The 12,873-nt window shown below is 46.2% G+C and carries 10 protein-coding genes; 2 read left to right on the top strand and 8 right to left on the bottom strand.

Going from position 1 to position 12,873, the window contains the following annotated elements; all coding sequences use genetic code 11:
* Positions 1-65 precede the first annotated feature (65 nt).
* The 3 genes from ABXT70_RS05045 to ABXT70_RS05035 form a co-directional block, all read right to left on the bottom strand.
* Entirely contained in the window at positions 66-452 is a 387-nt protein-coding gene (locus tag ABXT70_RS05045; RefSeq protein WP_443642082.1) for a RidA family protein, read from the bottom strand.
* Positions 453-563: 111 nt separating this feature from the next.
* On the bottom strand, positions 564-1,289 hold the full coding sequence (locus ABXT70_RS05040) for an HAD family hydrolase (RefSeq protein WP_443642081.1): 726 nt from the start codon (positions 1,287-1,289) through the stop codon (positions 564-566).
* Complete coding sequence (locus tag ABXT70_RS05035) at positions 1,289-2,938, bottom strand: Na/Pi cotransporter family protein (protein ID WP_443642080.1); 1,650 nt, start codon at positions 2,936-2,938, stop codon at positions 1,289-1,291. The genes ABXT70_RS05040 and ABXT70_RS05035 overlap by 1 nt, the downstream gene beginning before the upstream one ends.
* 194 nt (positions 2,939-3,132) lie before the next feature.
* On the opposite strand from ABXT70_RS05035, the gene ABXT70_RS05030 reads away from it, so the two are divergent.
* Together ABXT70_RS05030 and ABXT70_RS05025 are read left to right on the top strand one after the other, a co-directional pair.
* A complete protein-coding gene (locus ABXT70_RS05030) occupies positions 3,133-3,978 on the top strand; it encodes an alkaline phosphatase family protein (RefSeq protein ID WP_443642079.1) in 846 nt (281 codons plus the stop codon).
* Positions 3,979-3,996: 18 nt separating this feature from the next.
* Entirely contained in the window at positions 3,997-5,604 is a 1,608-nt protein-coding gene (locus tag ABXT70_RS05025; RefSeq protein ID WP_443642078.1) for a GMC family oxidoreductase, read from the top strand.
* Positions 5,605-5,687: 83 nt separating this feature from the next.
* Here the strand turns inward: ABXT70_RS05025 and ABXT70_RS05020 are convergent, their stop codons facing one another.
* The 5 genes from ABXT70_RS05020 to xdhA form a co-directional block, all read right to left on the bottom strand.
* On the bottom strand, positions 5,688-6,695 hold the full coding sequence (locus ABXT70_RS05020; protein WP_443642077.1) for an aldo/keto reductase: 1,008 nt from the start codon (positions 6,693-6,695) through the stop codon (positions 5,688-5,690).
* Between the two features lie 193 nt (positions 6,696-6,888).
* Positions 6,889-8,178, bottom strand: coding sequence for a guanine deaminase (gene guaD, locus ABXT70_RS05015; RefSeq protein WP_443642076.1), 1,290 nt, complete (start codon positions 8,176-8,178; stop codon positions 6,889-6,891).
* The gene (xdhC, locus tag ABXT70_RS05010; protein WP_443642075.1) at positions 8,171-9,007 is read right to left on the bottom strand and encodes a xanthine dehydrogenase accessory protein XdhC; all 837 of its coding nucleotides are present in this window, start codon (positions 9,005-9,007) and stop codon (positions 8,171-8,173) included. Before xdhC ends, guaD begins: the two co-directional genes overlap by 8 nt.
* The gene (gene xdhB, locus ABXT70_RS05005) at positions 9,004-11,379 is read right to left on the bottom strand and encodes a xanthine dehydrogenase molybdopterin binding subunit (protein ID WP_443642074.1); all 2,376 of its coding nucleotides are present in this window, start codon (positions 11,377-11,379) and stop codon (positions 9,004-9,006) included. The genes xdhC and xdhB overlap by 4 nt, the downstream gene beginning before the upstream one ends.
* Positions 11,376-12,809 (bottom strand): xanthine dehydrogenase small subunit, encoded by a 1,434-nt coding sequence (gene xdhA / locus ABXT70_RS05000; protein ID WP_443642073.1) that lies wholly within the window; start codon positions 12,807-12,809, stop codon positions 11,376-11,378. The genes xdhB and xdhA overlap by 4 nt, the downstream gene beginning before the upstream one ends.
* Positions 12,810-12,873: the final 64 nt, after the last annotated feature.

Below are 12,873 nucleotides of genomic sequence, written 5' to 3'. Positions count from 1 at the left end.
TATTAACTCAAGCTCTTTTAAATCCTTAATTTCTTGCTGACCATAGCCTTGTTGAGCGCTGCTTTTCAAGAGTCTAAATGTAAAATAGCTTCGATTTCTACTTGCACGCCTTTTGGTAATGCGTTTACACCAACAGCAGCACGAGCTGGATATGGTTGGTCAAAATAAGTGGCCATGATCTCGTTTATAGTGGGGAAGTTGGCAAGATCAGTCATAGAGATGTTCAATTTAACAGCATCCGCTAAGGAGCCGCCACTTGCTTCAGCCACTGCCTTTAAGTTTTCAAACACCTGCTTGGCTTGGACTGCAAAGTCGTCACTAACTACTAACATAGTTTCTGGAACAAGAGGAATCTGCCCAGAAATATAAACCGTATTGCCTACCTTAACAGCTTGAGAATAAGTACCAATGGCCGCTGGGGCTTTGCCTGTTGAAATAATGGTCTTTGCCATGGGAAGTGCACCTTTATGATGAATGAGATAATTAAATGAATGATAGCAGGCCAAGACTCACAATGGCCACACTAGAGTATAAGAAAAGCGACAACACGAAACTACTATAGCTTATGACCAGAGGGCCACAAGGTCAGCAATGGAATCCAACACCAAATCGGCTTCAGGTTCTAATTCAAACCTAGTACTAGTGCCCGTAAGCACCCCCACGTTAAAACCCGCTGCAGCACTTTGGCCCATGTGTAAATCATGGGTATTATCACCTACCACCATGACTTGCTCAGGCCTTAACCCGGTCTGCTGGCAAAAACCTAACACCATACCTGGGCCAGGTTTGCTGCCAAAACCAGAATCATAACCTACGGCATAGTCAAACAAGTGCATACATCCAAAGCCACCAAGGGTGGCTTCAATTCCTGCTTCACAGTCCATCGTAGCCACACCAAGAACTAATCCTAGATCCGCTAAATTCTTTAAGCTTGGTGTGAGATCTTTAACAGCTATGCTGTCACCATAGTCAGATACTACAAACATTTTATTCAACAATGCTTCCACCTGATCAGCGGGTTTATTTGCTAGCGGTGCCCACACTAAACTAATATCTCGATTATTACCCGCCGCTAAAATAGAACCTCCTAGCACGCGATTTTCATCAGTGTCGTAGCCCGTTGCTTGCAACATAGTCAACGCGAGAGTTTGGTCTCCATCAGCTACAGCAATGACTGCGGCAAGTGCTCTGGGTGTCCATGTAGCGTGAAAATCTAATAGAGTTCCGTCTTTATCAAATACGATGCCTTTGATCTTGTTAGCATTAAATGGGCGTTTTACCGTGCTCACTAGCGCTTAACCTCTACATTAGTTTCCACCACGTCACTCTCCGTAATCGGCTGAGGTTCGCTATAGCCCCGCCAACGACTAGTTCTCAGTTCACCTTCACGATTAAGTACAGGATATGCAATGGCGGTAAAATGTGAGTGAAGGCGTTTAATGTCACGCATCAAATCAGTAAATAAAGAGTGGGCCACAGGGTTAGCCTTATCAGCCTGCATGGTCCGGTGTTGCTGTCCATCTAAATACTTTTGATGATTGGTATTAAACTCATGTTTGGCCTGTATAAGCCCACGAGCGCTGCTCACGTCTTCACTCATCATTACTTGAAAAGACATAGGCATCACCTTGAAGATAGTCTTCATGCTGGCGTCTAGTGCTTCGTTTTCGTATTCAGTAAAATCAATGTGTAAGCTGTTTTTCTTTTTCAGCAACAAGGTCATACTACGTTCTAAGGTATCACCAGCATGTTCTATATTCGTTATAAATAGTAGTAAATCTTGGCAGCGGTGACGTTCGTCTTCAGTTAAATCCTGACCCCCTAACTCCAACAAGTAGGCATTAATTTGTTGGTGGAAATCATCAATAATATCATCACTTTGATGGATTTTTTTCTCCAGCGCATCATAACGTTCAGTCATACCTAAGTGCACCTCACGCAACATGTCTTCTAACAGTTCACCCATGGTGAGAGTGTCTCGCACGACGTTTGCTAGGGCCGCAGAGGGCGCAGTATCTTGCACATCTTTAAGGTATTTAGGGCTTGGCAAAGGCGCTAAAGTTTCTCGCGGCAGGCGCGTATCAATCCAACCTGCCAACTTACTCACAATTAACATACCAAAGGCTGCTACAGTGACATTGAATAAACAATGCATTAATACCACCTGCCAAGCCGGGTCCACGCTCACATAATTAAGCACAGTGTGGACTTCGGTCACCCATGGCGAAAACGCCATGGCGCCTATAGTGCGTAAAATTAAGTTGCCTAAGGGTGCCACCCGTTTGGCGTTACTAGACTTGCGAGACAAGTAAACCGGAATACCAGCACTACCGATATTTACACCTAAAATGAGCAACAGGCCAGATTCAACACCAATCACTCCTGCCCCCACAAGGCCAGCCAATAGCAGCACCATGACTAGGCTCGAATGTAACAAGAAGGTAAGTAAAGCAGCAAATAATATAGCTAGCCAAGGCTCCGCGACAAGGCTCCGCAGCATTTCGCTGAAGAGTTCAGAACCTTCCAAAGGCACGGCCTGTTGCCGCAATAAGCCTAATGCCAGCAGCATTAGTCCTAAACCCATGAGCGCTTCGCCGATGCCGTGTTGGCGTTTATCTTTGGCGCGTAATTCCATAAATACACCAATAGCCACTAACAAAGGGCTAAGGGCGCTAAGATCGAAGGAAAGAATGAGAGCAACTAAGGTGGTACCAACATCGGCACCTAACAACAGAGCCAATCCAGCTTCACCTTGCACTCCTAGGGACGCAGCAAGCAAGGCAGACGCTGTACTACTTTGAAGAATAAGAGTGAGCAATACGCCCAGGCCTAGGGCCGACCATACGCCAGCAAAACGGTCACGAATAAAATAAGTGAGGCGGCCACCAAAGGCTCGTTTCATTCCCTGCTGCACGCGTTTTAAGCCCCAAATAAGCAAGGCTACCCCGCCTGCTAAACCGATGAGCAGTTGGGTAATACTGGTGTCTGATACAGGGTCGATATGCGCCTCTTAATAACTTCAATCTTATCCTTGGCGGGGTTGCATTTTAAGTAGCTAGAATGCCACACTGCAAACCACACTATACAATAACACAAGTATTCAAAAATACTAATGATATGGACCTTAGAGTCATGAAAAATAAAGTTATTTTGCTCATTTTAGACGGCCTAGGATATTCTTATGCTCGTAAGCTCATGGGTAACTTAGAAGGTTGGTTAGATTCAGGTGAAGCTAACCTGTGGAAGGGCCAATCTGTCCTGCCCTCTGTGTCCGGCCCTTGCTATGCCAGTATTCACACAGGGCTCACACCACAAGACCATGGCGTCACTAGTAACTACCACCAAGGCAAATTAGAAGATGCCGACATTTTTAGCGCGGTAAAAGCCGCAGGTGGAACCACCGCAGCAGTGGCCCATTCATTTTTTTCAGACTATTTTCAAGCCAGTCCGTTTGAGCCTCTACGAGACATGGAGGTGGACGATGTTAACCGCCCCATTCAACACGCACGATTTTACACCATGGCTGGGGAGAACAAAGCCCTGACTGCCACGCCTTCAGACATCGATCTATTCTGGCAAATGAGCTTACTCATTCAACGTCACCGGCCAGATTACTTTTTATTCCACTCCAGCACCCTAGATAGTTTAGGCCATCGTTATGGCTTCGATTCAATCGAAATAGACAAAAACTGTTACACTATAGATGCTGCCCTTGGAGACTTTATCCCCCGCTGGCAGGAACAAGGATATGACGTAATAGTAACCGCGGACCACGGCCAAAGTGCACGAGGCCACCACGGCGGCACAGAAGCCATCATGCGTGACATTCCCATTTATTACTTTGCCAACCCTACTAATCCCATTCAAGGGCCAGCACAAGATCATGTTATTGCTCAAACAGCCCTTGCGCCTAGCATTTTGCAACGCATGGGCATTGCTATACCCGAGTCGATGCAAACCACCCCCGTTTGGATATAACAAAAAAAAGGCCCCATCATGGAAGACCACTATTACGACTACATCGTTATCGGCGCAGGTTCTGCTGGTTGTGTATTGGCTAACCGTTTAAGTGCAGACCTGAATTGCGAAGTGCTATTGCTAGAAGCTGGTCCACGTGATTTCAATCCGTTAATTCGCATGCCAGCAGGAATTACATTTTTGCTCAACCATAAAAAACTCAATTGGCGTTATCAATCCGCACCACAAGAAGCCATGAATCAGCGACAAATCCCTATACCAAGGGGAAAAACATTAGGCGGTTCCAGTGCCATTAACGCTATGGTCCATATACGAGGCCAGAGAGAAGATTACGATGAATGGCGTGCTCTTGGTAATGTGGGTTGGGGTTATGACGATATCTTACCCTTTTTCCGCCAGTCCGAGACAAACTCAGGTGCTCACATTGACCCAGGCTACCATGGCAGCCATGGCCCTTTAACCATAAGTGACAGGTCTTATACCCACCCTTTAAGCGACCAATTTGTTGAATCTGCAGTAGCGATGGGCATGGCTCATAACCAAGACTTTAATGGCCAACAGCAAGCCGGCGCTGGACGCTATCAAGTTACTCAAAAAGAGGCAAGACGATGCAGTGCCGCGGCGGCTTATTTACACCCTATTGCCGATCGCCCAAACCTAAAAATCATCACTGGAGCCCATGTTAGGCGCATTATTATTAAAGATGGCAAGGCCCTGGGAGTAAGCTATCAGGTAGATAATAAAGTAAGCCATGCTTTTGCTAGTCAAGAAGTAATTCTGAGCGCGGGTGCAATCGGTTCTCCTCAGTTACTTATGCTTTCTGGCATAGGCCCTGCGGATGAACTATCGAAGCACAAGATCGAAATGCACGTAAACTTGCCAGGCGTGGGCAAGAATTTACAAGACCATCTCAACGTTTCTGTATTGGCGCGCACCAAAGAAGCCAATAGTCTATATGGCCTAGACAAAGGTATTGGGGCGCTAACCAGCAGCATACGTTATTTTTGGAATAAATCGGGACCAGGCGTTACTAACGCCGCCGAAAGTGGTGCCTTTGCAAGCTCCAAATTCAGCCCTAACCGACCCGATGTTCAACTCCATTTTATACCCTTAATGATATTTCCCAAACCCGTGCCCGAGTTAAAAGAGCACGGCATCACTATTCATGCTTGCAACTTACGGCCTACAGACGTAGGGCAGATCACTTTGGCTAGTGCCAGTCCTAAAGATTCACCTATCATTGATCAGCGCTTTCTGCAGACCCAAGGCAATATTGATCGTATGCGTGAAGGTATTGATATATGCCGCGAAATACTTGCCAGTGGGCCCTTTGCAGACCTCATGAGCAATGAATACTCCCCCGGAAGTGAAGTGTTTTCTAATGCCCAAATCTGCGACTTTATAAAAGCTACGGCAGAAACCGAATACCATCCTGTGGGCACCTGCTCTATGGGTCAAGGTGAATTAGCCGTGGTGGACGCGGCCTTGAGAGTATATGGCATTAAAGGTTTGCGTGTAGCCGACGCATCCATTATGCCTAAGATTATTAGTGGTAACACTAATGCAACATGCGTCATGATTGGGGAGAAAGCGGCAGCAATGATCATTGCCGATGCTAGTAGTTAAATATAACTCATATCATAGTAACCCGCCGACCTGACAGCGTTGATATGCTGCCTAACAGGCTGGCTTGATGGTATAAATCTGTGTCAGTCAGTTGGGCTAAATTGTTCTGTAGTAACCGTGCCCTGGGATTTATCACTATATCGTGCACCATGCACTGTGTGCTGGTTGATTAAGTCATTAAGCTTGCTGATAATTTCTGCATCCAACACTAGCTCATTAGCACCAATGTTTTCTTCTAGATGTGCCAAGTCTTTAGTACCTGGGATGGCGATGATATTATCACCCTGAGCCAATACCCAGGCCAAGGCCAGCTGTGCTGGGGTGCAACCTTGGCGCTGTGCCAATCTCACATAAGCAGGTAATAAAGACAGATTAGCAGGGTAGTTATCGGTATTAAAACGCGGCATGGAGTAGCGCAAGTCATGCTCTGCTAGCTCTGAAGTGTCGTGTAACTTGTTGGTTAAAAACCCCCGAGCTAAGGGGCTAAAAGCAACATATGCTGCACCAATTTCTTGGCTTGCTTTGAGCACTTCAATTTCGGCATTGCGCGTCCATAGAGAATATTCCGACTGAATCGCACTTATCGGGTGTTCAGCGTGAGCCCTATGCAAATCGGCTGCACATATTTCCGATACCCCCACCGCACCGATTTTGCCCTCACATTGCAAATCAGCCAGTGCACCAATACTATCCTCAATAGGCACATTAAAGTCACGCCGATGCAAATAATACAGATCGATATGGTCGGTTTGTAAACGTTGTAAGCTGGCTTCACAGGTAGCCCGTATATACTCAGGCCGACCATTGATGTTGGGTTCACTATCAGGCTTTTGACCAAAGCCACACTTACTGGCCAGAAAAAATTCGCTGCGCCGTTGGCTAATAAATTCACCAATCATGGATTCATTATGGCCATGACCGTACACCGCTGCTGTATCAAGCATGGTGTAGCCAAGGTCTAAGGCCTTATTCAAGAATATTTCACTATGCTTGCTACTGCTTTTTTCACCATAACCATGGGAAATGCTCATGCAGCCTAGGCTAACCGCTGATACGGGGCGCTTGGCAAGTAAACGTGTGTGATTTGGCATGTTATTGATTCCCGTATAAAAAAGCACTTCAAACTAACTACGTATGAGAAACCAGTGTCCTGACTTAGTCATCATTTGTAAAGCTGCTGAACTATTTTCTCACTGTTCAATAGACTTGGAACTGGAATGAAGATTAGCGAAAAATAACGAGACTCGCCCGCAACAAAACACCCATAGATTTTCTAGACACCAATCAATGCGCAACACCCATCACATTAGTCTGAGCGATCACCCGGTCATCCCCCAAGGTTTGTAATACAAACAATAAGTCACGCCAACCTTCACAATGGCTAGTGCGAAACTTCAATAAATCTGTAGCATTAGGGTCTAGCAGCAAGAAATCTGCTTCTTTACCTCCTGCAAAGCTACCTATTTTGTCATCCATATCGAGGGCTTTTGCACCGCCTAAAGTAGCGAGGTAGAAGCTTTGTTCTGGGCTAAGGTTATTGCCTTTTAGCTGCTGCATTTTATAGCAATCTGCCAGGGTTTGGAGCATGTTAAAACTGGTGCCACCTCCTATGTCTGTGCCCATGCCTATTTTAATACCATGGTCCTGCAACCTCTGCATGGGAAATAAACCAGAGCCAATAAACATATTAGAGGTTGGGCAGTGGGCAACAGCAGAGTCTGTTTCTGCTAAACGTTCACATTCGCTATCACATAAATGAATGCTGTGGGCAAACACACTTCGTTTGCCTAGTAAGCCAGCTTGGTCGTAAACGTCTAAGTAATTTTTTGCCTTTGGGAACAGTGCTTTTACCCACTCAATTTCATCCACATTTTCAGAAAGATGGGTGTGTAGATATACCCCTTCATGCTCTGCTAACAAACGCCCTGCTGCTGCTAACTGTTCATCGGTAGAGGTTGGTGCAAACCTTGGTGTAACTGCATATTGTAGGCGACCTACACCATGCCAACGGTCTATAAGTTGCTTACTTTGGTGATAACTTGTTTGCGCTGTATCCAATACATTGTCCGGCGCGTTGCGATCCATCATGACCTTGCCAGCAATAAGGCGCATATTATGTTTTTGTGCTTCAGTAAACAATGCGTCTACAGATTCTGGATGCACAGTACAAAACACCAAAGCCGTAGTAGTGCCATTGTTTAACAATTGGTCGATAAATACCTTAGATACTGCAGCAGCTTTTGCTGGGTCCTTAAAGCCAGATTCAACAGGAAATGTGTAGCTATTTAACCACTCCAGTAATTGTGTACCATAGGCGGCGATCATTTCTGTTTGCGGATAATGAATATGGCAATCCACAAAACCTGGCACCATCAGATATTGACTGCAATCTTCTACCTTAGAAAGTTGAGTGGGACTTAATTCTTTAACAATAGACTCATAGTTACCCATTTTGTGTACTAGACCATTCTGAACCCACAGCAAGGCATCAGGCTGATAGTCAACTGCTGCCTCATCCTTATCTGGCTCCCCTAAGCAATGCAACAGCGGGCCACGAATTAGACGTTCAGACATGCTCTAGAATCTCTTTAGTAAGGTTTACAGAATCTTCTTTAGTAAGGCTTTTATGACTAGCTGCCTTAGAATGTTGATATAAGTCCATCACCTGAGCTGCAATAGCAATTGCCACTTCCATGGGTTGTTTGCCACTAATTCCAGTTTTACCCATAGGGCAATTCAAGTGCTCAATGGTCTCTTGAGAATAGTCTTTCGCGGCCAACCTTTGACAGAATTTACGCCCTTTGGTCACCGAACCAATCACTCCCAAATAGCTTGCATCGCCACGGTTGAGCACAGCTTGGGTGAGAGCCAAGTCCACCCCATGGTGATGAGTCATAATTAAGTAACAACTACCCACCAAACAATCTACCACATGATCCTGAGGGTGTTCTTCATGGACACCCACCACACCAAGGGGCAACTCTTTAGGCAACATATCGTAACGGCTATCAACCCATGTCACTTGCACTGGTAATTGCGCTAACAATGGCACCAATGCGCGGCCAACATGACCCGCACCAAAAACAACCACCGGCATTTTAGTAACACTAAATACTTCAAACATCAGGCTCACCTTACCACCACAACATTGGCCTAAGCTCGCACCAAGAGGGTAATCAATTATTTGTGTCTGGCCACCTTGGAGCAACATTTCACGGGCTTGAGCAATCGCTTTGTATTCTAGGTGACCACCGCCTATGGAGTCGAATTGCTTATCTTTGGTGACTAAAATTTTACTACCTACACCACGAGGTGATGAGCCTTGCAAAGCCACAATACTTGCCAGTACATACGCTTGATTCTGTTGTTCGCACTGCCATTGGGCCACAAGCCAAGCGTTCATAATGCAGTGCCCGCTATAGAAATTTTAGCAGCCTGAAGCGCCCACAATACTCGCTCTGGCGTGGCGGGCGTATCCAACTGAGGATTCACCTGTTCGCCACCAGCAGCCCATATAGCATCCCGTAAAGCAGACCACACAGAAATACCATGCATCAAGGGTGGTTCTCCAACAGCCTTGGAGTGATAAATAGTGGCCTCATGATTTTTACTGTCTTTTAACAAAGCCACATTAAACTGTTTAGGTGTATCTCCCACGGCTGGTATTTTGTAACTCGCGCCACCGTCAGTGTGTAGGCGACCATCTTGCCCCCATACTAATTCTTCCGTTGTCAGCCAGCCCATGCCCTGAATAAATCCACCTTCTACTTGACCTAAATCAATGGCAGGATTAATGCTTTCGCCCACATCATGCAAAATATCAACCCTAGTTACCGTATAAGTACCAGTAAAGGTATCCACCTCTACTTCACTCACAGAAGCACCACAGGAGTAGTAAAAGAATGGGCTGCCTTTAGCCTGTTTACGGTCGTAATGAATTTTTGGAGTACGGTAGTAACCTGTGGCAGACATAGAGATACGAGCCATGTAAGCCTGTTGTGTAAGTTCTGAAAACGATATTGAGTGGTTAGGCCATGAGACTTTACCATCTCTAAACTCCACCTTTTGACCTTCAACTTGGTAAGTTTCTACAATATGATCAATTAACCGCCGTTTAATCATAAGGGCCGCATTACGCGCTGCTTGGCCATTAAGGTCGGTGCCGCTTGAAGCCGCTGTAGGAGAGGTGTTGGGCACCTTATCAGTGCGGGTAGAAGTGACCTCAATATATTCTAAAGGCAGCCCTAGTTCAGTTGCAACAATCTGTGCGATCTTAGTATGTAAACCCTGCCCCATTTCCGTACCACCATGGTTCACTTGTACTGTACCATCAGTATAGATATGCATTAGCGCACCCGCTTGGTTAAGAAACATGGCGGTAAAGGAAATACCAAATTTCACAGGTGTTAAGGCTAAGCCTTTAATGTAACGCCCACCACTTTTTAAGGCCTCTTGATTGGAGCTTCGAATTTCTTCTCTACGAGCCCAATAGTCACTAGATTCGACCAGTTCATCAATAATACGCTCTAGGTCTATACCCACTACTGTTTGATGGTAAGGCGTGGTGTTGCGCTCATTTTGGCTGTATAAATTGGTTTGTCTTATTAACAAAGGGTCTTTGCCAAGGCTGCGAGCAATGTCATCCAGCATTTGTTCAGCTAGCATCATGCCTTGTGGCCCACCAAATCCTCGGAATGCTGTGTTTGAAACTGTATTTTGAAACCAACGATGGCCTGTAATCGTTGCCGCTGGCAAGTAATAGGCATTATCTGTGTGGAACATGGCTCGATCAACAATAGCATCAGACAAATCTGGGCTGCAACCACACAAGCCATTGAGTTCTGCATTGACTGCAGTAATACGCCCCTGTTGATCAAACCCCACCTGCGCTTGGTTTACAAAAGGATGACGCTTACCGGTAAGGGTCATATCATCACTTCGTGCAAGGCGAAGCTTTACAGCTTTTTGGTTGCGCACGGCTAACAAGGCTGCAAGGCAAGCCCACTGTGCAGCTTGAGTTTCTTTACCGCCAAAACCACCACCCATACGGCGCATATCTACCACAACCTTGTGCATAGGCAAGGCCAGTACTTCGGCCACCAGCTTTTGTACTTCACTCGGATGCTGGCTAGAACTGTGTACCAATACACCACCATTGTCTTGGGGAATAGCGAGAGACACCTGCCCTTCTAGGTAAAAGTGTTCTTGGCCACCTACATGCTGATTTATGCTGAGGGTATTGACGGATTCGGTTAATGCTGTAGCACTGTCGCCCTTTACTAAGCTGTGACTCGGGCGAACTTTTTTGCCACTTGTCTGGGCTTGCTCCAGGGTTAACAAAGGTGGCGTGGCCTCTATATCGTTCTGGCCTAACAGTGCAGCTCTGCGGGCAGCGTCGCGGCTAGTTGCAGCAACAGCAAATATAGGCTGACCAAAGTAGCTTATGTGCTCTTCTACCAATAAAGGGTCTCCACCAAAGACTGGGCCAATGTCTGCATGGCCTGGGATGTCTTCTGCAGTGATGACATCAACCACGCCATCTGCAGCGGCAACAGCAGTTAAGTCCTGACGCTTTAGTAGGCCACATGCCACATTTGCCATCCCTACATAAGCGTGCAAACACCCTTCTGGCGCTGCAATGTCGTCGATGTATAGTGCTTTACCTGTCAGATGTAGTTGGGCACTTTCATGAGGCGTAGGTTTGCCCATTACACTAGTATTAGGATGAACAGTACTTGTTGATTTTAGGCTGTTGATGTCAGGAAGTTTTCTCATCGCATGGCCTCCTTTAAAAAGCCTTGAACGAGGTTGGCTGTCACCTGCTGACGATAGGCAGCGCTGGCTCTCATATCATCAATGGGCTGGTAGTCTTGGGCAAGCCATAATGGAACTTGAGCAACCAGTTGATGTGTTAGGGCTTGGCCTAACAATTGGCGTTGGGTCTCACTAGCCATTTTAGGAATGGCTGCCATACCACCACAGGCAATATTGATCTGGGTAATTGTACCTTGCTCCATAGTCACACTCATGGCAACACAGGTGGCAGAAATATCATCTTCTGCGCGTTTACTGACTTTTTCCACCCAAACACGTTGACCGCTCGATGGCAATGGCAATATGACACTGTGAATAAATTCACCTGTATTTAAGGCTGTTTGTTTGTATCCTAAGTTAAACTCTTTCAGTGCAATAGTGCGCTGATTTAAACCACGCTGAAGGATCAGTTGGGCATCCATTACTAGTAATAACGGAGGAATGTCGGCAATGGGAGAACTGTTGGCAACGTTACCTACCAAGGTGCCACGATTGCGTACTTGGCGTGAAGCAAAACGACCTAACAAATCACTCATAGCTGGTAAGTTCTTCTGACAAAAAGTTTCTACCTCACTAAGGCTTACACCTGCACCTATATGAATTTGCTTATCTCGTTCTTCCATCAACTGGAGTTCTGCCACGCCAGTTAAATCTATCAGGCGATCAATAGACTTAAGGCCGTGGGTAATGTCTAAAGCTAAGTCCGTAGACCCCGCTACCAAACGCGCTTCTGGAGATGCCTCATAGGCCAAAGCTAATTCAGTAAGGTTAGACGGCACTGCATAAGCCTCAGCAGACACTTGATGGGGTTTGGACGCCATGCTTTGCAACTGAGCTAGGCAGTGGCCATAGCCACCCACCTGATCAAACAAAGGATCCGTTGCTCGATCCATCGGTGCTAATAGATCAGCAGCCAAAAGGATAGGATGATAACCAGTACAGCGACATAAATTACCCGATAGTGCCAGTTCAACACCATGACGGTGCTTTGCAAAAGCCTCAGGCGTAGCTAATGCATCTGCTGGCGTATTGAGCCACCAAACCACAAGAGACATCACAAATCCTGGGGTACAAAAACCACACTGACTCGAGTGGCAGTCCAACATAGCTTTCTGTACCGGATGTAATCTAGGGCCCTGCAAAGTATCTAAGGTGATCACATGGCAGCCATGGAGGCTACCCAATAAAGCAATACAGGCGTTCACACTGGTGTAGGCAATCGCACCTTGCGCTAATTGGCCGACGATAACCGTGCAGGCACCGCAGTCTCCAACGGCACAGCCTTCTTTAGTGGCCGTTAAGTGTTGAGATTCTCTTAACCACTGCAATAAGGTAGTGTCTGCTGCTGGATCTACTATCTCAATAACAGTTTGATTTAATAACAGGTGCATTTACGGTACTCTAGTTCGTTAGAGTAACATCTTCTCAATACTTGTCTATTTAGTCAACTTTTCA

Source organism: Candidatus Njordibacter sp. Uisw_039, from assembly GCF_047730075.1.
In the GTDB taxonomy this organism is placed as follows: domain Bacteria; phylum Pseudomonadota; class Gammaproteobacteria; order Pseudomonadales; family Balneatricaceae; genus Njordibacter.
This window is presented reverse-complemented; position numbering and strand designations above follow the sequence as displayed.